At 38.1% G+C, this 19,446-nt stretch carries 19 protein-coding genes; 3 read left to right on the top strand and 16 right to left on the bottom strand.

Annotated elements, in window-relative coordinates; translation table 11 throughout:
* Window positions 1-3 precede the first annotated feature (3 nt).
* The 4 genes from ACFINF_RS01760 to cysS all read right to left on the bottom strand — a co-directional run bounded on the left by ACFINF_RS01760 (window position 4) and on the right by cysS (window position 5,045).
* Window positions 4-702 (bottom strand): phosphatidylserine decarboxylase, encoded by a 699-nt coding sequence (locus ACFINF_RS01760; RefSeq protein ID WP_375619408.1) that lies wholly within the window; start codon window positions 700-702, stop codon window positions 4-6.
* Between the two features lie 117 nt (window positions 703-819).
* A complete protein-coding gene (locus tag ACFINF_RS01755) occupies window positions 820-2,703 on the bottom strand; it encodes an ABCB family ABC transporter ATP-binding protein/permease (protein WP_375619407.1) in 1,884 nt (627 codons plus the stop codon).
* Between the two features lie 116 nt (window positions 2,704-2,819).
* Window positions 2,820-3,491 carry a DUF421 domain-containing protein gene (locus ACFINF_RS01750; RefSeq protein WP_375619406.1) on the bottom strand — a complete coding sequence of 224 codons (672 nt, stop codon included), beginning with the start codon at window positions 3,489-3,491 and terminating at the stop codon, window positions 2,820-2,822.
* Between the two features lie 45 nt (window positions 3,492-3,536).
* On the bottom strand, window positions 3,537-5,045 hold the full coding sequence (gene cysS, locus ACFINF_RS01745) for a cysteine--tRNA ligase (protein WP_375619405.1): 1,509 nt from the start codon (window positions 5,043-5,045) through the stop codon (window positions 3,537-3,539).
* Between the two features lie 503 nt (window positions 5,046-5,548).
* Here cysS and ACFINF_RS01740 point away from each other — a divergent pair.
* The gene (locus ACFINF_RS01740; protein WP_375619404.1) at window positions 5,549-5,917 is read left to right on the top strand and encodes a TIGR02301 family protein; all 369 of its coding nucleotides are present in this window, start codon (window positions 5,549-5,551) and stop codon (window positions 5,915-5,917) included.
* A gap of 410 nt (window positions 5,918-6,327) precedes the next feature.
* Here the strand turns inward: ACFINF_RS01740 and ACFINF_RS01735 are convergent, their stop codons facing one another.
* Window positions 6,328-7,656, bottom strand: coding sequence for a dihydroorotase (locus ACFINF_RS01735; protein WP_273788499.1), 1,329 nt, complete (start codon window positions 7,654-7,656; stop codon window positions 6,328-6,330).
* A 64-nt stretch (window positions 7,657-7,720) separates the two neighbouring features.
* On the opposite strand from ACFINF_RS01735, the gene ACFINF_RS01730 reads away from it, so the two are divergent.
* Window positions 7,721-8,593 carry a YgfZ/GcvT domain-containing protein gene (locus ACFINF_RS01730; RefSeq protein ID WP_375619403.1) on the top strand — a complete coding sequence of 291 codons (873 nt, stop codon included), beginning with the start codon at window positions 7,721-7,723 and terminating at the stop codon, window positions 8,591-8,593.
* Window positions 8,586-9,203, top strand: coding sequence for a YfbR-like 5'-deoxynucleotidase (locus ACFINF_RS01725; RefSeq protein WP_375619402.1), 618 nt, complete (start codon window positions 8,586-8,588; stop codon window positions 9,201-9,203). Before ACFINF_RS01730 ends, ACFINF_RS01725 begins: the two co-directional genes overlap by 8 nt.
* A gap of 441 nt (window positions 9,204-9,644) precedes the next feature.
* Here the strand turns inward: ACFINF_RS01725 and panB are convergent, their stop codons facing one another.
* The 11 genes from panB to rpoZ form a co-directional block, all read right to left on the bottom strand.
* Complete coding sequence (gene panB / locus ACFINF_RS01720) at window positions 9,645-10,460, bottom strand: 3-methyl-2-oxobutanoate hydroxymethyltransferase (RefSeq protein ID WP_375619401.1); 816 nt, start codon at window positions 10,458-10,460, stop codon at window positions 9,645-9,647.
* On the bottom strand, window positions 10,457-11,317 hold the full coding sequence (gene panC / locus ACFINF_RS01715; protein WP_375619400.1) for a pantoate--beta-alanine ligase: 861 nt from the start codon (window positions 11,315-11,317) through the stop codon (window positions 10,457-10,459). The genes panB and panC overlap by 4 nt, the downstream gene beginning before the upstream one ends.
* Before the next feature lie 23 nt (window positions 11,318-11,340).
* Entirely contained in the window at window positions 11,341-12,087 is a 747-nt protein-coding gene (recO, locus tag ACFINF_RS01710; protein WP_375619399.1) for a DNA repair protein RecO, read from the bottom strand.
* A gap of 25 nt (window positions 12,088-12,112) precedes the next feature.
* Window positions 12,113-13,018 carry a GTPase Era gene (gene era / locus ACFINF_RS01705; protein WP_375619398.1) on the bottom strand — a complete coding sequence of 302 codons (906 nt, stop codon included), beginning with the start codon at window positions 13,016-13,018 and terminating at the stop codon, window positions 12,113-12,115.
* A complete protein-coding gene (gene rnc / locus ACFINF_RS01700) occupies window positions 13,011-13,718 on the bottom strand; it encodes a ribonuclease III (protein ID WP_012754936.1) in 708 nt (235 codons plus the stop codon). Before rnc ends, era begins: the two co-directional genes overlap by 8 nt.
* Window positions 13,699-14,511 carry a signal peptidase I gene (gene lepB / locus ACFINF_RS01695; protein WP_375619397.1) on the bottom strand — a complete coding sequence of 271 codons (813 nt, stop codon included), beginning with the start codon at window positions 14,509-14,511 and terminating at the stop codon, window positions 13,699-13,701. Before lepB ends, rnc begins: the two co-directional genes overlap by 20 nt.
* Window positions 14,512-14,591: 80 nt before the next feature.
* Window positions 14,592-14,993, bottom strand: coding sequence for a holo-ACP synthase (gene acpS / locus ACFINF_RS01690; protein ID WP_375619396.1), 402 nt, complete (start codon window positions 14,991-14,993; stop codon window positions 14,592-14,594).
* Between the two features lie 20 nt (window positions 14,994-15,013).
* Complete coding sequence (locus ACFINF_RS01685; protein WP_375619395.1) at window positions 15,014-15,604, bottom strand: DUF2062 domain-containing protein; 591 nt, start codon at window positions 15,602-15,604, stop codon at window positions 15,014-15,016.
* A 94-nt stretch (window positions 15,605-15,698) separates the two neighbouring features.
* The gene (gene pyrE, locus ACFINF_RS01680; protein WP_375619471.1) at window positions 15,699-16,277 is read right to left on the bottom strand and encodes an orotate phosphoribosyltransferase; all 579 of its coding nucleotides are present in this window, start codon (window positions 16,275-16,277) and stop codon (window positions 15,699-15,701) included.
* 16 nt (window positions 16,278-16,293) lie between these two features.
* Window positions 16,294-18,519: a RelA/SpoT family protein gene (locus ACFINF_RS01675; protein WP_375619394.1), complete on the bottom strand. Its 2,226-nt coding sequence runs from the start codon at window positions 18,517-18,519 to the stop codon at window positions 16,294-16,296.
* A gap of 126 nt (window positions 18,520-18,645) precedes the next feature.
* The gene (rpoZ, locus tag ACFINF_RS01670) at window positions 18,646-19,044 is read right to left on the bottom strand and encodes a DNA-directed RNA polymerase subunit omega (protein WP_375619393.1); all 399 of its coding nucleotides are present in this window, start codon (window positions 19,042-19,044) and stop codon (window positions 18,646-18,648) included.
* Between the last annotated feature and the right edge of the window lie 402 nt (window positions 19,045-19,446).

Below are 19,446 nucleotides of genomic sequence, written 5' to 3'. Positions count from 1 at the left end.
GTCCTAATCGTATCTGAAGTCCGTTGTGGCACTCTTATCATCAAAAGAACCCAAAACTGTTTCTCCAGCAATTGCTGTCTGTCCAACTGCAACACGCAATTTCATTTCAGTTGGTATATAAATATCAAGGCGAGAACCAAAACGAATCAATCCAAATCGCTCACCAGTCATAACGGCATCGTTTTCTTTTGACCAACAAACAATCCGGCGTGCAACCATTCCCGCTATTTGTACGATACCGATTTTACCATGTTTGCTATCAATTACCATCCCATTACGCTCATTAAACTGGCTAGCTTTATCAAACTCAGCATTGGTAAATCGACCTGGATGATAAACGATAGACTCTACTGTACCACTGATAGGAATACGATTAATATGGCATGAAAAAATATCCATAAAAATGGAAATACGGATCATTTCATCTTTCCCTAATCCTAATTCTTCAGGTGGAACACATGATTCCACAAATGAAATACGCCCATCGGCAGGAGACATAACCCAATTTGAATTCAAAGGGACCACACGATCTGGATCACGGAAAAAGTATATACACCACACCGTGAGAACGAGACCAAACCAAAACAACGGACTCCATATCCAACCAAGGATGAGCGAAATAACAAAAAACGCTACAATAAAAGGATAACCTTCTTTATGAACCGGTACAAAGCTATTATGGAAAGATTGCAGAATACTCATATAATTTCCTATTCATCGTAAACTTAAACAAGCAACAAATCTTTTTGTTCCTCTTGTATCTTTTTATGTATTTAATCAATCACTCCATATAAAGATATAGATTACATTTTGCCCTATTTATTTTTTACGATTAACAACACTCGTCTCATCTTCTTCACGTATTTTACGTAATTTTTCTTCAGCTTTCGATGCTTCAAGCTGCTTATTCCACATTGAAGCATATAAACCTTTCTTGCGTAAAAGCTCTGTATGCGTCCCATTTTCAATAATACGACCACTTTTAAGAACCAAAATTTCATCAGCATTGATAACAGTAGAAAGACGATGAGCAATAATCAATGTTGTACGTCCACGGCTTACAATATCCAATGCTTGTTGAATTTCCTGTTCCGTCGCCGTATCAAGAGCCGATGTTGCTTCATCTAGAATAAGAAGTGGGGGGGCTTTTAAAAGTGTCCGTGCAATAGCCACACGTTGTTTCTCACCACCTGATAATTTGAGACCTCGCTCTCCTACCATAGACTGAAAACCTTCCGGTAAAATTTCAATAAATTTTGATATTTGTGCCATTTCAGCAGCTTTGCGCATCTCTTCATCTGTAGCACTTGGACGCCCATAGCAAATATTATAGGCAATTGTATCATTAAATAACACTGTATCCTGTGGGACCATGCCAATCGCTTCACGCAAACTCTTTTGTGTTACGTCACGAATATCCTGCCCGTCAATTGTGATAGAACCCGCATCAACATCATAAAACCGAAAAAGCAACCGAGAAATAGTTGATTTACCTGCACCAGATGGACCGACAATGGCGACTGTTTTTCCTCCAGGAACTTCAAAATCAATATCTCTGAGAATCTGACGTGTCGAATCATAGGAAAACTTTACCTGATGAAAACGAATGGTCCCATCGCTTATCTCTAACGGTTTAGCATCCGATTTATCAACGATCTCCTTCTGAACATCTAAAAGATCAAACATTGCTTCAATATCCGTTAAACCTTGTCGAATATCACGATAAATTGAACCAATAAAATTCAGTGGAATGGAAAGTTGCATTAAAAGTGCATTAATAAAAACAAAATCACCCAAAGTTTGTGTTTTATAAAAAACTTCATAAGCTGACATCAGCATCATGATCGTCATTCCAATACCAAAGATAAGAGCCTGACCAAAATTAAGCCAGCTTAACGATGTCCAAATCTTTGTTGCGGCTTTTTCATAACCTACCATAGAAGCATCAAATCGATCGGCTTCTAGAGTTTCATTGCCAAAATATTTCACCGTTTCAAAATTCAAAAGAGAATCAACTGCACGCGTATTGGCCTCAGTATCTGCTGTATTCATTTGTTGCCGAATACGAATGCGCCAATCACTCGCCTTAATGGTAAACAAGATATATAATCCAACCGTTGCAACAACGATGAGAAGATAATGCCACCCATAACTTATGTAAAATACAAGTGCCGTTAATATAAACTCTAGAACTGTCGGTACTGTGTTCAGAATTGAAAATCTTACGATCGCTTCAATTCCTTTTGTACCACGCTCAATCACACGAGAAAGCCCACCAGTTCGGCGTTCCAAATGAAATCGCAAGGATAACTCATGCATATGTACAAAGGTTTTATAAGCTAATTGACGAACAGCATATTGACCAACAGTAGCAAAAAGAGAATCGCGTAATTGATTTAATCCAGCCTGCATAATACGTGCGACATTATATGCCAAAACGAGCATGGTGGGAATAATCAAACTGGATGGGAACCATTCAGGTAGCTGAAAGCTTGAATCAAGCACATTCGTAGAATATTTAAAGAAATACGGTACAGATATGAGAACGAGCTTAGCCAAAACAAGATAAAATATTGCCCATAGCACACGTATTTTTAGATCACGTCGCCCTACTGGCCACATATAGGGCCATAAATTGTAAAGTGTGTGCAGAGTTCTGCCTGTATCTGATGATACAGTTTTTGTCATTTCATTGCGTTTCATAAAGTCCTTACTTCTCTATCATCCACACGAAAAAGGCAAAATACCCCCCTGTGGTTGTTTATAGATTTATCTCTTCATTACGCTTCCAATAAGCTATACCCACTCATTATTTAAAGTTAGACTGTTTTTGAAAAAGGAACAAGAAATAATCCACTATACAATTTATTATTTTGATCTGTATTTTCATACCACTCTGCTGCAAATAAATTTTCAACTTTTACATGTTTTTTTTTCAATTCTGCCTGAAGCCACTTTTTTGTTTTACCAATCTCTTTAAGTCCATCATCAATAACTTCACCATTTTCTATTAAAATCGTCGATTTCTTCCCCTCTTCCTTTTTAATGACAGTGAAATCACCATTGGTTTCCAAACGAACAAAAGCGGCTTCATGTAAGTGACACCCTTTAAGACGTAACATCGTAATGAGATTATTAACATTGATCCCTAAGTTCTTAATCTTATCTATTTGGAAAACCCCATCTAAAACTAATGTAACATTCCGCCCTGCAATAAGACGACGAAAAAAAACTGAATAGCGTGCAAAAAAATTAAAAGATGTAATCAAGGTTTGCCAGATGAGTAAAACAAGCAATAATTGAATGCTACTAATATTCTGATTATAAATAACGCCTCCAATAATACCTCCCATAACAAAATTACTGACCAAATCAACTGGTGTCATCTGACTAAGACTGCCCCGCCCCGTCGTTCTTAAAATAAATAAGAAGGCAACAAGACCTACAGCCAGCTTAAGCGCGATATATCCATAATGATATAAAAATTCCATCAAACTTTCCTCCCTTTATTTATGTAAGCTGCTGGAATAGGAAAATTAAAATCGTTTTATTTCCCACACAGTTATGCGCTCACCACTCTGCGGATCCTTACTGTCTTTTAAAAGAACCCCCTCGGCTGCAAGCTCATCACGAATTGTATCCGCTGCTTCCCACTCTTTATTATGGATAAGTCGTAGTCTTTCAGCAATACGTTGATCAATAAATTTTGAATCAAGAAAAGTTTTTTTTATAAATAATGGGCAGTCTATTTCTTTAATCCATTCTTGTCGTAACAGTCCTAATAAATTCATCCCATTAGCAAGAGCCAGCGCATTCCCTTCTTTATAGAACTTTCGCAAAAGAGTCAGTGCTTTTGGAGTATTAAGATCATCACTGAGTGCATCTATCAAAGTATCATTAATTGCTTCATTGTTTTCCATCTCACTTTTTTTGCTGCGAAGCAATTCATACCAACGATACAGTTCGCCACTCGATTGTATTAAACGCTGCGCTGTCCAATTTAATGGTTCACGATAATGCGTTTGCAACATCGAAAAACGCGCAGACAAACCAGCCCAATTTTTCTTCATTTCATCGATTAAAATACCATTAAACTCCAAAAAATTATTTTCTAAAACAGAACGAATAGTGATGAAATCGCCAAAGCTTTTCGACATCTTTTTGCCTTCAACTTGTAAAAAACCATTATGCATCCAAAAATTTGCCATTCGCTCCGTCCCAAAAGCTGAACAACTTTGTGCAATCTCGTTTTCATGATGAGGAAAAATTAAATCAAGTCCACCACCATGGATATCAAAAACATTCGCGGTTGGATCATCACAAGTTAAACCACCGCCATAGGGCGCTAATAACTTTGCCATTGACATCGCAGAACATTCAATATGCCAACCTGGACGACCTAAAACAGGAATTCCGGCCGGCGATTCCCAACCTGGCTCCCCTTCCACAGAAGGTTTCCATAAAACAAAATCCATCTCTTCCCTTTTATAAGCAGCAACATCAATACGCGCCCCCGCCCTCATTTCATCTAAAGAACGATTTGCAAATGCCCCATAGTGGGGAGGATTTTTTATGCTACTTACAGAAAATAATATATGATTTTCCGCTTTATAAGCGTGCCCCTTTTCAAGCAATCTTTCAATTAAAGAGCGCATTTCCTCTAAATGCTCGGTTGCGCGCGGCTGACTGGTTGGTAATAGACAACCAAGTGCTATTGTATCTTGTTGAAACTGGAAATATGTACGTTCTGTTAATTGACGAATGGCGTCATTCAATGACAAGTTTGGATATTCAAAAGCTGCTCGTGCATTAATTTTATCATCAACATCTGTAATATTACGCGCATATAGAACATGCTCATTGCCATAAACATGACGCAATAAACGAAATAAAATATCAAAAACAATGACAGGGCGTGCATTTCCTATATGCGCATAATCATAAACTGTCGGACCACAAACATAAAGACGTACTCTTGTCGGATCTATTGGTGTAAAATTTTCTTTTTTACGTGTCAGCGTATTATAAAATCGCAACTCTCTCATTATTGACTCCATAGACGATACTATGCACCGCTCCTTTTAGATGCATCTTATCTCAAATTATCGTATTACGCGGTTTAGGCTAAAAACTTTTTTCTTATAGTAAATTCTTCTTACCATTTTCCCATTGTATTCACGGCTGTATCCATCATTTATCATAAAAACAATCTATTTTATTTGATTGAACAAAAGCATTCTATCATTAGAGATGCTTTCTCTTCTTAAAGAAAACGAGCTTAGAAAAAATTCTATAGGCAACACAATATAAAATAAACCTATGTGAAAAATAGATAGCTTTCAGGAAGCAAATCTTAAATTTTTAACCACACAAAGCTTCGTCAGTATTTTCAATATTCCACGATGGGTTCCTTACTGCCTCTTACGCCCTATATTTTATAATCAATAATTGAGAATAATGTAGCAATTAACTCTATTTTTTTACACAGTTCTCATGACAAAATTATTTTATCTGTACAGAGTTTTATTCAAAGAAAGCAATAAAAATAATGCATAATAGATTGATGAACATCATTATTTTAATATTTCTTGTCATTTCAATGCCAACCTTTGCGCAACAATCTCCACCTTATGAAAAAAAATTACTCCGACTAGCAGAAATTTTGGGATCATTGCATTCTCTGCAAAATCTTTGCGAGCCTCCAACAAACCAATGGTATGATTATATGAATGCACTAATTGAAGCAGAACACCCCATTCCACAAAGACGTGCTTATTTTTATGAAGCGTTTAATGAAGCGTATCGTGCTTTCTCAGAAAATTATCACCATTGTACACAAACAGCCATTGAAGCCAATCAAAGATACATAAAGGAAGGAAGAATTTTATCTGAAAACCTCCTCATGCATTATAAATAATTAATCTATACAAAAAGTATCTTTCTCCATTTTAGCGATATCAATGATATTCCTCTCACAAATGCGGGGAGCAATAAACCAGCTCTGAAAATAGAGAAACTTTTAAAGAATAATGTCTCGATACGCTTTTATTCGTATAAGCGCCTTTTTCCCATACAAAATCGTTCTTTGGCTTCCTCCCCACACCTCAAAGGATGAAGATTGTTAACTAAATTTGCTCTGTAAATAATCTAGGTTCTTGTGAATAAGATTCTTCTTGGCTTCCCACTCATGTAATTTGCTTCATAGTTTCTACAAATAAGCCTAAGAATATTCACCCCGCATAAAAAATACTTATGTGCCAAAGAGGCTGACATACCCTATATCATCACTCTAAAAGATGATATTTTACGGCATACTTTTTAATCTGTTTACACCAAAGTTTCCATAAATTTAACAGGCTCTCCTTGTGAAGGTGTGACAATTTCACCTTCCCACATAACGCGCATACCACGGATAATAGTCCCAACAGGCCAACCTTTAACTTTTTGACCATCATAAGGTGTCCAACCGGCACGCGAACCAATTAAGCCATTCGTAATAATTTCTTCTCTCTTAAGATCAACAATGGTTAAATCAGCATCGTACCCAACAGCAATGCGCCCTTTACAGCTTATACCAAAAATACGACTAGGGCCATGTGAAGTGAGATCAACAAAACGTTCAAGAGATATTTTTCCTTCATTCACATGTGTCAACATAATTGCTGCTGTTGTTTGCACCCCTGTCATTCCTGAAGGTGAAGAGGGATAAGGTTGAAGTTTTTCTTCAAGAGTATGAGGCGCATGATCTGAGCCTAAGACATCAATAATTCCTTGTTGAACACCGTACCAAAGAGCTTCACGGTGGCGCGACTCACGAATAGGCGGATTCATCTGAATTAATGTACCAAACTTCTTATAATCATCAGCCGTGAGAGTCAAATGATGTTGTGTCACTTCAATTGTTGCAACATCCTTATGTTTTTTTAGAAAATCAATTTCTTCTTCTGTCGAAAGATGTAACACATGAATCCGTGCTTTCGTCTCATGGGCAATTTTTACCAAACGCTGCGTACATTTTAATGCCGCAACTTCATCACGCCAAATCGGATGTGACGATGCATCCCCTTCAATACGCAATATTTTACGCTCTTTGAGCCTCGCCTCATCTTCAGAATGAAAAGCTGCACGACGGCGTGTATTCTTCAAAATAAGGCGTACACTTTCATCATCATCAACCAAAAGATCACCGGTAGAGGACCCCATAAAGACTTTAATTCCAGCCGCACCAGGAAGTCTTTCTAACTCAGAGAGTTCATGGGCATTTTCACGCGTTCCTCCAACCCAAAATGCAAAATCACAATGCATTCGATGAAATCCGCGTTTAACCTTATCGTTTAATGTTTCTTCTGATGTTGTCAACGGATTGGTATTAGGCATTTCAAAAACTGCCGTAACACCCCCTAACACAGCAGAATACGAGCCACTTTCCAAATCCTCCTTATATTCATTTCCTGGCTCACGAAAATGCACTTGGCTATCAATAATTCCTGGTAAAATATGAAGCCCCGTACAATCAATGACCTCACTAGCCGATGCACATGTAAGGTTGCCTATTTCAGCAATACGACCATTTGTAATACCAATATCACGCTTGCTTCTTCCATCATGATTCACAAGTGTTGCACCTTTAAAAATTGTATCAAATGTTTTAAACATAGCCACGCTCCTTACATATTGCTCACTTATCGATTATGTAACTTTGAGCAGAAAGGCAAGAACCATGATTGAAAAACAAAATGCCATTTGCTTAAAAAACCGCGGACTTATTCAAATTACAGGCGAAGAAGCAACAGATTTTCTACAATCCTTGATCACGACAGATGTAAAAAAAATCAGTCCACAGGAACTTTTCCCTGGAGCCCTTTTATCCCCACAAGGAAAGGTTCTTGCTGATTTTCTTATCGGAAAAAAAGAAAATGGTTACCTGATTGATATCAGGATGCCTTTAGCTGATACGCTTCACCAACGTCTGTTGCTCTATAAGCTGCATAAAAAAGTAGAAATTACACAACCATTACAAGAGCTTGTTACGGTTTCTTTGAATAATGAATCAGATGCTTTAAATTTTGATTCAAGTTTTGTTGATAAACGCTTCCCACAACAAGAAAAAATAATACGAATCTATGGCAAAAAACCTTTTTTGACTTCAGAATATCATGATACATGGAATCAATTGCGTATCCGTTATGCAATTGCGGAAAGTGGTCAAGACTATGAAGTTGGTAAAGTCTTTCCTCATGATATTAATTACGATCAAATCAATGGACTCTCATTCAATAAAGGATGTTATATTGGACAAGAAATTGTTTCACGAATGCACCACCGCCGTGCAGCACGTCGCCGTATTTTTATTGTAAAAGGCCAGTGTGAATTAACCCCTCAATCTAGCATTGAAGCAGGAACAAAAGTGCTTGGCTACTTGGGAACGTGTGTAGAAAATGAGGCTCTCGCTTTAATGCGTATTGACCACGTCAAAGATTCTATGGACCATAACATCCCCTTTACTGTAAAAAACATTCCTGTCACTATAAACATTGCTGAAAATATGAATTTTACCTTTCCTGAAAATACTATAGAAAATACGCATGGCTAAAGCTGAATTATTAAAAAATGGAGAAGCACGCGCTTGGCAAAGAATGCTTTCTGGACGCAGACTTGATCTTCTCAACCCTTCTCCTTTTGATGTTGAAATTGAAGATATTGCCCATGGACTTTCTCGCGTGGCACGTTGGAACGGTCAAACACGAGGGGAGCATGCCTATTCTGTTGCACAACATTCACTTTTGGTTGAACAAATATTTCAAAAACTTTTTCCACAATCGGGACGCAACGAATGTCTTTATGCTCTTCTTCATGATGCTCCAGAATATGTCATCGGCGATATGATTTCCCCCTTTAAAGCTGTCATAGGAAAACAATATGAACGCATTGAAAAGGGCATCCAAGATGCTATCCACATGCGCTTTTCTCTTCCCGTTGATCTTTCTCAAAAACTTTTAAAAAAAATCAAACAAGCCGACCGTATCGCTGCATATTATGAAGCGATTACGCTTGCTGGATTTAGTACAGAAGAAGCCCTTCGCTATTTTGGCTCTCCCAATAATATTTTACCCGATGATCTTAATTTATACCCCTATTCTACCCAACAAATTGAAAACGCATTTTTAACTCGCTTCAATGACTTGGATGCCCAAAGATTATAGACTCTTCGCATTGTTTCTTCCTTATCATTAAAGACTCATCACACTGATTTATAATAATAATTCATTGTTTTTTCATGTTGAATGAGAGCCCTAATATCGTGAGATTCACTCATTTCAAATCTGTTTATATTGAATCAATCAAAATCATTCTCTTGCACGTCATAAGTGGGACCGGCATATGGGTAAAAACTTTTAAAGAAAGAATTTGAAATGTCTCTTATGAAGCGTAAAGATGCTAGTGCTCTGTAAATTGTACACTTCATAGGAGCTTTACCGTTATACCATTCACAAAAGCCGTCGCGAAATAGGAGTTGAGTTCCTTAAGAAAGCTTTCTTAAAAAAATCACAGCTCAAATTGCATACAAAATATATGAAATAATACACTTTCATTATCAAAATAACAAATGTTCCCTTGTAAAACTTTTCATCTTAAACTGAAGTTTATTTTAGTTTATAAACTTCATTATCCGCTGGGAAAGCACGAGATGTGACATCCTCTGCATAATTCTTTATTGCAGTGTCCATGGCTTGTTCAAGGTCTCCATAACGGCGTACAAATTTTGGCACATGAGCACCATAGCCCAACATATCTTCCATAACCAATACTTGTCCATCGCACTGATTGGATGCACCAATACCGATCGTAGGGATAGAAAGCTTTTCTGTCAGTTTTACTGCTAAAGGTTCGACAATCCCTTCTAAAACAATAGCAAAAGCACCGGCCTCCTCAATTGCAGCCCCATCGGCTTCAATTCTTTGCCAATCACTCTGTTTTCGTCCTTGTGTTTTGAAACCACCAAAACGATTCACCGCCTGGGGTGTAAGACCGATGTGCCCCATCACTGGAATGCCACGTTTACACAAAAAATCAATTGTTTCCGCTATATAAACACCACCTTCAAGCTTAACTGCACCACATCCCGTTTGAGCAAGAATACGCGATGCATTAAAAAAAGCTTGCTCTGGACTTTCCTCATAAGAGCCAAAAGGCATATCAATAACCACAAGAGCTTTTTGAGATCCACGCACCACGGCTTGTCCGTGTAAAATCATCATATCTAAATTAACAGGAAGCGTTGTCTCAAACCCATACACAACCATACCAACGCTATCACCAACCAAAAGGATATCGCAATATGGATCAGCAATCCGCGCAGTATAAGCCTGATAAGCTGTTAAGGAAACAATTGGCTGTTGTCCCTTTCTTGCACGTATTTCGGAAGATGTTATACGCTTTACGGTTTTATGTACACTCATTTTTCGTCCTTCTCTTGCAAGATATATTGATCAATCAACCTTACCTCTCCAAAGCGAACAGTCAGAAGTAAAACTGCTGATTTATTCAATGTTCCTTTAACCACACATAAAGTTTCCATATCCCGTAAATCTATTGCTTCAATGATTGCACGCCTTTCTTGTTGTAAAATATCACGAACAGTTTTGCATAATTTATCAACCGACCGTTCACCTTCATGGTAAAGCTTTTCAGCGACTTTTCCACTTTCAGGAATAATTTTGGCAGCTTTACGATCTTCTAATGTTAAAAGCTGATTGCGTGAAGAACAAGCTACACCATCTGACTCCCGTAGAATAGGAACTCCAACAATTTCAATAGGAAAAGCCAAATCTTCAACCATACGCCGAATAATTAAAATTTGTTGAAAATCCTTTTCCCCAAAAAAAGCCTTATCTGGTTGGACAATATTAAAAAGTTTAGCAACAACGCTTGTTACACCACAAAAGTGCCCTGGACGTAATTTTCCCATCAAAATACGTGATAATTTTTTCACTTGCACAATTGTATCATTTCCTAGTGGCCACATTTCATCTACAGAAGGGGCAAAAACACATTCAACACCTGCTTCTTTTAACAAAGCACAATCGCCCTTCAAATCTCTTGGATATTGAGAAAAATCTTCATGAGGTCCAAATTGCTTTGGATTGACAAAAATAGAAACCACTACGCGATCACACATTGCTCTTGCATACTGTACTAATGCAAGATGACCATCATGCAATGCCCCCATTGTTGGAACAAAACCAATCGAAAAACCTAAACGTCGTTCCTCTGAAGTATATTGGCGGACTTCAGCAATTGTCTTTAAAACTTTCATTTTCCCATTCAATTATCATCAGATCAACAAATTAATGCTTGTATACCAAATTGGCGCTCAAACAATTGTATCAAATTCATGCGCACTGACGGCTGCTTTATATCTCGTGGCTCCCAGACATGACGCATAAGAAAAAAACCCGTCAGTATAAAACCATTTATTATGTCACTAGAATCAGTAGGACGAATCGTTCTTTGCACAAGAAACTGTGGTAGAATGAGAAGCTTTTTTTTCCAAGGTTCCCCTGCTTCTTCACAGATAGCCCGTCCAGATTTTGGTGATACGTAATGAAGCCTTTCCTGACGACCTGTTGCAGCACAACAAGATAAATCAAGCCCAAAACCAAGTTCTTCAAGAAGCCGCATTTCAAAACGTACAAGCAATTCTGCATTTACAAATGGTTCATCAAAATTCTGCATAAAAAGGTGTAAAATATCATATAAAATGGGGTGCGGATCACGTTCGGGAAGAAGCCGCAAATGAAAAGCTATCAATTGCAAAGCATAAAGTGCTTCTGGTAGACAGATTAATCGTGCCGCATGTAAATCAAGAGCTTCAAGCCGAAAAAGTCCCAAATGTTCTTCTAAACGAGCCCACCATTCAGCCTCCACAAAATTTCCAGGTTGAAGAAGAGCTGCCATACGACGCGATCGCCCCCCTTTTACCACTCCCATATAACGACCATGTTCACGTGTCATAACCTCAAGAATAACACTTGTTTCACCATATTGGCGTGTACCAAGAATAACGGCTTGTTCTTTCCACTTCATTTTACTTTAATTATTTTTAAAAATCTTATTTTAAAAAATCCAATCCCATTTCGCGATAACGTTCTGGATCGGTATCCCAATTATCGCGCACTTTCACAAAGAGAAAAAGATGAACCTTTTGATCCATAATTTCCATGAGTTCTTTACGTGCTGCTTGACCAATCGCTTTAATTGTATCGCCTTTTGCTCCTAAGACAATTTTTTTCTGACTCTCACGCTCGACATAAATAACCTGATTAATTTTAACGGAACCATCTGAACGCTCTTCCCAGTTTTCTGTTTCAACTGTTGAGGAATAAGGAAGTTCATCATGAAGACGAAGAAAAAGTTTTTCACGCGTAATTTCAGCAGCAAGATGACGAATGGGCATATCGGAAATTTGATCTTCCGGATAATACCATGGTCCCTCCTGCATCATATTACTCAACGCATGAAGTAAATCCTTGCAACCAGAACCGTTTAGAGCAGAAATCATAAATGTTTGCGCAAACTTTACACGTTCATTTATTTTAGTGGTTAACGCTAGAAGAGATGATTTAACAACTGTATCAACCTTATTAAGAACAAGAACTTTTTCTTGTTTCATGTTGTTTACAATATCTAACATCATATCAACTTCATCCGAAAGACCAATTTGAGCGTCAATTAAAACGAGCAGAACATCAGCGGTCTTAGCCCCTCCCCAAGCAGCAGAGACCATGGCACGTTCTAAGCGCTTATGGGGACGAAAAACACCCGGTGTATCGACCAATACAATTTGCACATCATCATGAATGACAATACCGCGGATTAAAGTTCGTGTTGTTTGTACCTTATGCGTTACAATTGAAATCTTTGTTCCAACCAATTGATTAACCAATGTCGATTTACCGGCATTAGGCATCCCAATAAGCACAACAAACCCAGAACGCGTTTTCATAACGTCACTCATGATCATTTTTTCCCACTGTTTTCCATACACCCTCTCGTCGCAAAATTTTTTCAGCTGCCATTCTTTCGGCATATCTTTTGGAACTTCCCTGCCCAATCTCTGAAGCAAACCCAGAAATACTTACCTCTACCATAAAAACAGGATCGTGATCTGGACCTGAACGTTTTATAACCTGATAATGTGGTTGTGCATTGCCTTGGATATGCGCCCATTCCTGTAATTCGGTCTTGGCATCACGTCGACCAGCATCCATTTTCTTTGCCCGACTATGCCAATATTTTTGAATAAAAGGGCGAACACTTTCCAATCCTCCATCGAGATATATCACGGCAATTAAAGCTTCCACGACATCTGCATGCATATTGATGAGTCGACGCCCCTCGAAATTTTTCATCTCAAAACCAACACGGATCATATCAGGCAGCCTCATTTCACGCGCAATATCAGCACACGTCTGCGCATTGACCAGATGATTCAAACGGACTGATAATTCACCTTCACTTGCCTGAGGAAAAAGTTGATACAGCATTTCTGCAATCAAAAGCCCTAAAACCCGATCCCCTAGAAACTCTAGTCGTTCATAATTCCCCTGTTCCGAATCTTGTACACTCGAGTGTGTTAATGCCTTTTTTAACCTCTCTTCATCTTTAAAACGATGCCCCGTCAACTTGAAAAGTTGATCAATCATTAGACGTTTCATCGTTGTTTCCTTGCTTGATAAGCGGCAAATCATGAACCGTATTTATGAAAGAAAACAAACGCTTCCAACGCACATCAAATGGCCAGCGCCAAATCTGCCAAGCACTTGAACCGTTACTGATAGAAAAGAAAATCACGCTCGCGCGACCAATAAGATTTTCTTCTGGAACATAGCCTACATCTAAACGACTATCATCTGAATTGTCGCGGTTATCTCCCATCATAAAGTAATGTCCTTGAGGAACTTCAAAGACTTTTGTATCATCAACTTTCGGGATGAAAGCTAAATCAAGTGTATCATAACTGACACCGTTAGGCATTGTCTCGCGATAAACCTCAACAGGATAGTTAACCTCTGTTATATCAGAATTATCAATCTCCCCCATAAAGTGACGTGAAACAGCCTCATCATTAATATAAAGAACACTTTGACGGACTTGTATACGATCACCTGGTAACCCAACAACGCGTTTTATATAATCAATCTTCGGATTACTTGGTAAGCGAAAAACGACCACATCTCCACGTTGAGGTTGAGATGCCCAAATCCGTCCAGAAAAAAGAGGAGGAGAAAAGGGGATGGAAAAACGAGAATACCCATATGCATACTTAGAAACAAACAGATAATCTCCCACCAACAAAGTAGGACGCATTGAACCGGAAGGAATACTAAAAGGCTGGAAAAAAAGTGTCCGAATAAACGCTGCTAAAAGCAGAGCCTGTATTAAAACAGAAATAAATTCACGAAGCCCACCTTTTTTTTCTTTTTTATGCACTTTATCTTTTTGGATCATCACCAACTGCCTTCTCATCACAGATATAATTTTTTTTCATCATAATATTCAAATAACAAAAGCACAATCTCTCACACCATCTATCCACGTGGAAGTGCTTCGATAATAATAAATGCCTGTGCCCAAGGAAAATCATCTGTTATGCTAAGATGGATAACTGCATCATGATGAGGAGGTAATAACTTTTGAAGTTGCACTTGCGCACGATTTGTTAATTGCATTATTGGTTTACCAGATGGCAAATTAACTACCCCCATGTCTTTCCAATTAATACCACAAGCGATTCCCGTTCCTAAGGCTTTAGAACATGCTTCTTTAGCAGCAAATCTTTTTGCATAGGAAGAGGAGCTTTTTTTGAGATTTTCAGATCTATTCCTTTCAATATCCGTAAAAATACGTTGGGTAAAACGCTCACCATAACGAACCAATATTTTCTCAATACGTCGTATATCAACCAGATCATTTCCAAGACCAACAATCATACGATATTACCCGATCTTTCTTACGATGAACGCTTCTTAAAACGCTTTTTTTTTATAATCTTTTGATATCGCTTTTGTTTAAAACGAACCGTTGCTCTGTAAACACCTATATAAGATAAACCACCAAAAACAATACCTAAAAGAGTTCCACCTAAAATCATAGGACTCATAATTGTGTCCCATGCGCCTTTAAAGAGGAGAGAGAGATTTGACAATGTCAAACCATTAAATAGAGCACAAATTTGCAAAAGAGAAATCTCTTTGACATCACTAAAAAGTGATAAACAAAAATACCCTACTTTATAATCAGCCATGACAATCAATAAAAATGTGAGTGGATTAGAAAAAACCGTCCCAATGATTGCGGCAGCAAAGTTTGCACGCAAAAGCCAAGATAAAAATATTGCCAAAATAATATGCAACCCAAAGAAAGGAGAACAAGCTAAAAAAATGCCAACAGCAACCCCTAATGCTACTTCATGCGGTGTTGCTGATATACGCAAAATACGTTTATGTATGTAGCAAAATGAGCGAGAAAATGAACGACGTGGCCATAACCAAAGTCGAATACGCGTTACAAAATCTATTGGTTCTCGACTACGAAAAAGCATATGACTCTCAATATACATCTTTTGATGATGAAATAATCTATATCATCCAAATTAATCTTTTTAAGCTTTTGCACAAAAAAAAACAGAAAGACAATTAAATATTTCGACTGCCTGGTTTAATCGCTGGAAGGACAGAAAGCTCTGCAGGAAGTGCATCACTAGTATAAGAGGTTATCTCATATTCAGCAAGCGCAATCAATGGAACTCCAACATTGACCTTACCACCAGAACGATCAAGGATACATGCACTGGCCAAGACCTCTGCTCCTGCTGCAACGAGCGCCTCAATAGTCTCACGAATGGAAAGACCCGTTGTCACAATATCTTCGACAATAACAACCCGTGCACCCTTCTTGATTTCAAAACGACGCAATTCAAAGATGCCATTTACACGCTCTACCCAAAGAGAAGGAACACCAAGGTGACGTGAAGTTTCATAGGAAGGAATAAGACCGCCAATTGCGGGACCAACAACATAATCAATTTTTCCCTCGATAGATTTTTTGATTTTTTCTGCCAATCCACGACATAACTTTTCCGTTAAGTCAGCATGCATGAATACTTTCGCTTTTTGCATATAAGTCGCACTATGGCGCCCCGATGTTAAAATAAAATGCCCTTCTAGAATAGCATCTGCTTGTTTAAAAATATCAATGACGTCTTGTGTATTCATTGCAAAATCTTTCTTTTTATCCATGAACCCGCCGTACTGTACTTACTGAACCTGCCTCTTTTAACTGAGAAAAAATACGATTCAAATGTTTTAAATCCCACACTTCCAAATCAATCATAATTTCTGTAAAATCCGGTGCTGTACGGATAAAAGATAAATTTTGGATATTGGCATCGTTAGCAGAAATTATTTGTGTGATTTCAGCCAAAGAACCAGGACTATTTACAACCAAAATATTCATCCGTGCAGGAAAACGTTCATTCATTTGGGCATCAATATCCCAGCGGACATCAATCCATCGTTCTGGCTGATCATCGTACGCCATCAAAGCTGAAGACTGTATTGGATAAATAACGATCCCAGCCCCAGGCTGCATAATACCAACAATCCGATCTCCAGGTACTGCTCCTTCCGGTGAAAAACGTACGGGTATATCTCCACGGGTTCCTCTAATAGGCAATGCTTTAGATTGATGATTCTCGACCATTGCATTCTTTTCATTTTCTGGAACTTTAAAAATCATACCTTGAGCATTCTCAATATTAAACCAACCTTCTTCCCCAGGCTTAAAAGATGACTTTTGTATCACACGGTGATCTTGATAATCAGGATAAACCGCTTTAATCACATCAGCGGAAAACAGCTCTCCACGCCCAACAGCAGCCAATACATCCTCTACATCTTTACGTGCTAAACGTGGCAAAACTTTCTTCAAAACGTCTTTTGAAAATTGTTTTCCCATATATTCAAATGAACGCTCTAGAATACGATATCCTAAACCCGAATATTGTTTACGTACCGCGGCACGACTTGCTCGTCGAATAGCTGAACGTGCTTTACCTGTGACAACAAGAAATTCCCATGCAGCTGGTGGAATTTGAGCGTGTGAACGAATAATATCAACCTCATCACCATTTTTTAATTTGGTCATTAAAGGCATAATACGACCATTGATTTTCACACCCACACAAGAATCACCGATGTCGGTATGGACGGCATAAGCAAAATCAATAGGCGTAGCTCCTTTAGGAAAAGCAATTAATCGACCTTTCGGCGTGAAACAAAAAACTTGATCTTGAAAAAGCTCAAGCTTTGTGTGTTCTAAAAATTCTTCCGGATTATCTCCATCTGACAAAGATTGAATCGTTTGACGCAACCATGCATACGCATTTGTTTCATTTGATAACCTCGAAGCCGAATAATTAGAACCTTGCTCTTTATAAATGGAATGTGCCGCAACGCCATATTCAGCAATTTCATCCATAGCAGCAGTTCTAATCTGCAATTCAACACGTTGTCGCGATGGTCCCACAATCGTTGTATGAATGGAACGATAATCATTCTGCTTTGGTATAGAAATATAATCTTTAAAACGACCAGGAACCATTGGCCACGTCGTATGAATAACACCAAGAGCGCGATAACAATCATGCACTGTTTCAACAATCACACGAAATCCAAAAATATCGGATAATTGTTCAAAAGAGAGCGCCTTGCTTTCCATTTTGCGAAAGACGGAATACGATTTTTTCTGACGGCTTTTAACATTCGCTTTAATGCCATGCTCGAAAAAAAGTTTCGTCAACTCGTTTTCAATTGTGGAAAGCAAATCACGGTTGCGTTTTGATAACTCAGAAAGACGATTGGTAATCGTACGATAACCTTCTGGATTTAAATAAAAGAAAGAGAGATCTTCTAATTCCTCTCGCATATCCTGCATACCCATACGACCAGCAAGCGGCGCATAAATATCCATCGTCTCCTCAGCAATTCGCCGGCGCTTCTCATCACGCATAACACCAAGGGTGCGCATGTTATGAAGACGATCAGCAAGTTTGACTAAAAGAACACGAACATCATCAGAAATGGCAATAAGAAGTTTACGAAGATTTTCTGCCTGTACGGCTTTCTTGGATACAAGATCAAGCTTATTAAGCTTTGTAAGTCCTTCAACCAACTTCCCAATTTCAGAACCAAAAAGCTGATCAATTTCTGCTCGTGTAGCGCTTGTATCTTCAATTGTATCATGCAAAAGAGCAACAGCAATCGTTGCCTCATCCAACCGCATATCTGTCAAAATAGCAGCAACTTCTAAAGGATGAGAAAAATAAAGATCGCCTGAGGCACGCTTTTGATGTGCATGCTTTCTCATTGCATAATCATAGGCCTTGTTTAAAAGAGCCTCATCTACGTCAGACTTGTAACGTTGAACACGTCCAACAAGCTCACACTGACGCATCATACGAGCATATCCTTTATCTTTTCACACCCCTAATCTCTATTGAACACGTCTTATCAATAAAGACAAGAAAAACAACCGCTCCTTACAGACAAAGCATCTTTACCCCTGTAATATAAATTACCGCAATTAATAATCGTCACTTTTTTCTGGAACAACCAAACCTTCAATACCCGCCAAAAGCTCTTCTTCTGACATATGATCAAATGAAATACCTTCTTCTTGCGACGACGTATTAAAAACACTTTCAGCTTCATCCGAATGGGTAATAAATTCACTTGCCATTTCTGGCTCATCTACTTCTACATGCTTTTGCAGAGAATGAATAAGGTCTTCCTTTAAATCAGCAGGCGACAATGTCTCTTCTGCTATTTCACGCAAAGCAACAACTGGATTTTTATCATTATCACGATCAACTGTAATCTGCGCTCCTTGTGAAATCTGACGCGCCCGATGACCTGCTAAAAGTACCAATTCAAAGCGGTTGTCAACTTTATCAATACAATCTTCTACCGTTACGCGGGCCATTTATGCCTCTTTCTCAAATAAAAAAATTAATAGCGGATAGGAAAGTATATACAATAATCAAAATAAAACACAAGAAAAACAACACAAAATTTTATATTTTTTGATTAAAGAACTTATTTAAGAAAATTCTTAGAAAATTTATAAAAATGTATAACCTATTCATGCTCGTTATCAAAGCTGCTCTTAAAAGCATTCCAATAGATTGGCTTCAAACAAAGGGAGGTCTTTCTTGACAAAATGCTTGTCTGGAGTCTTTATCCTTTTAAAAGGAATATCAGCTGTTTAAAATCCTTTGCAATAACAGCAACCTTATACATACTTTTTATGATAATATCTTTATTTAAAGAAAAAACTTTTTTCTTTGAACATCATGTGTATTGTACTCTTATTCATCGAATAAAT

The sequence above is a fragment of the Bartonella sp. TS25HLJMH genome, assembly GCF_042193505.1.
In the GTDB taxonomy this organism is placed as follows: Bacteria; Pseudomonadota; Alphaproteobacteria; order Rhizobiales; family Rhizobiaceae; genus Bartonella; species Bartonella grahamii.
This window is presented reverse-complemented; position numbering and strand designations above follow the sequence as displayed.

What these genes read in the sequence shown, in the direction of transcription:
- ACFINF_RS01760 (WP_375619408.1), bottom strand. Translation starts at nt 702, where the DNA reads ATGAGTATTCTGCAATCTTTCCATAATAGCTTTGTACCGGTTCATAAA.
- ACFINF_RS01755 (WP_375619407.1), bottom strand. Translation starts at nt 2,703, where the DNA reads ATGAAACGCAATGAAATGACAAAAACTGTATCATCAGATACAGGCAGA.
- ACFINF_RS01750 (WP_375619406.1), bottom strand. Translation starts at nt 3,491, where the DNA reads ATGGAATTTTTATATCATTATGGATATATCGCGCTTAAGCTGGCTGTA.
- cysS (WP_375619405.1), bottom strand. Translation starts at nt 5,045, where the DNA reads ATGAGAGAGTTGCGATTTTATAATACGCTGACACGTAAAAAAGAAAAT.
- ACFINF_RS01740 (WP_375619404.1), top strand. Translation starts at nt 5,549, where the DNA reads ATGCATAATAGATTGATGAACATCATTATTTTAATATTTCTTGTCATT.
- ACFINF_RS01735 (WP_273788499.1), bottom strand. Translation starts at nt 7,656, where the DNA reads ATGTTTAAAACATTTGATACAATTTTTAAAGGTGCAACACTTGTGAAT.
- ACFINF_RS01730 (WP_375619403.1), top strand. Translation starts at nt 7,721, where the DNA reads ATGATTGAAAAACAAAATGCCATTTGCTTAAAAAACCGCGGACTTATT.
- ACFINF_RS01725 (WP_375619402.1), top strand. Translation starts at nt 8,586, where the DNA reads ATGGCTAAAGCTGAATTATTAAAAAATGGAGAAGCACGCGCTTGGCAA.
- panB (WP_375619401.1), bottom strand. Translation starts at nt 10,460, where the DNA reads ATGAGTGTACATAAAACCGTAAAGCGTATAACATCTTCCGAAATACGT.
- panC (WP_375619400.1), bottom strand. Translation starts at nt 11,317, where the DNA reads ATGAAAGTTTTAAAGACAATTGCTGAAGTCCGCCAATATACTTCAGAG.
- recO (WP_375619399.1), bottom strand. Translation starts at nt 12,087, where the DNA reads ATGAAGTGGAAAGAACAAGCCGTTATTCTTGGTACACGCCAATATGGT.
- era (WP_375619398.1), bottom strand. Translation starts at nt 13,018, where the DNA reads ATGAGTGACGTTATGAAAACGCGTTCTGGGTTTGTTGTGCTTATTGGG.
- rnc (WP_012754936.1), bottom strand. Translation starts at nt 13,718, where the DNA reads ATGAAACGTCTAATGATTGATCAACTTTTCAAGTTGACGGGGCATCGT.
- lepB (WP_375619397.1), bottom strand. Translation starts at nt 14,511, where the DNA reads ATGATCCAAAAAGATAAAGTGCATAAAAAAGAAAAAAAAGGTGGGCTT.
- acpS (WP_375619396.1), bottom strand. Translation starts at nt 14,993, where the DNA reads ATGATTGTTGGTCTTGGAAATGATCTGGTTGATATACGACGTATTGAG.
- ACFINF_RS01685 (WP_375619395.1), bottom strand. Translation starts at nt 15,604, where the DNA reads ATGCTTTTTCGTAGTCGAGAACCAATAGATTTTGTAACGCGTATTCGA.
- pyrE (WP_375619471.1), bottom strand. Translation starts at nt 16,277, where the DNA reads ATGAATACACAAGACGTCATTGATATTTTTAAACAAGCAGATGCTATT.
- ACFINF_RS01675 (WP_375619394.1), bottom strand. Translation starts at nt 18,519, where the DNA reads ATGATGCGTCAGTGTGAGCTTGTTGGACGTGTTCAACGTTACAAGTCT.
- rpoZ (WP_375619393.1), bottom strand. Translation starts at nt 19,044, where the DNA reads ATGGCCCGCGTAACGGTAGAAGATTGTATTGATAAAGTTGACAACCGC.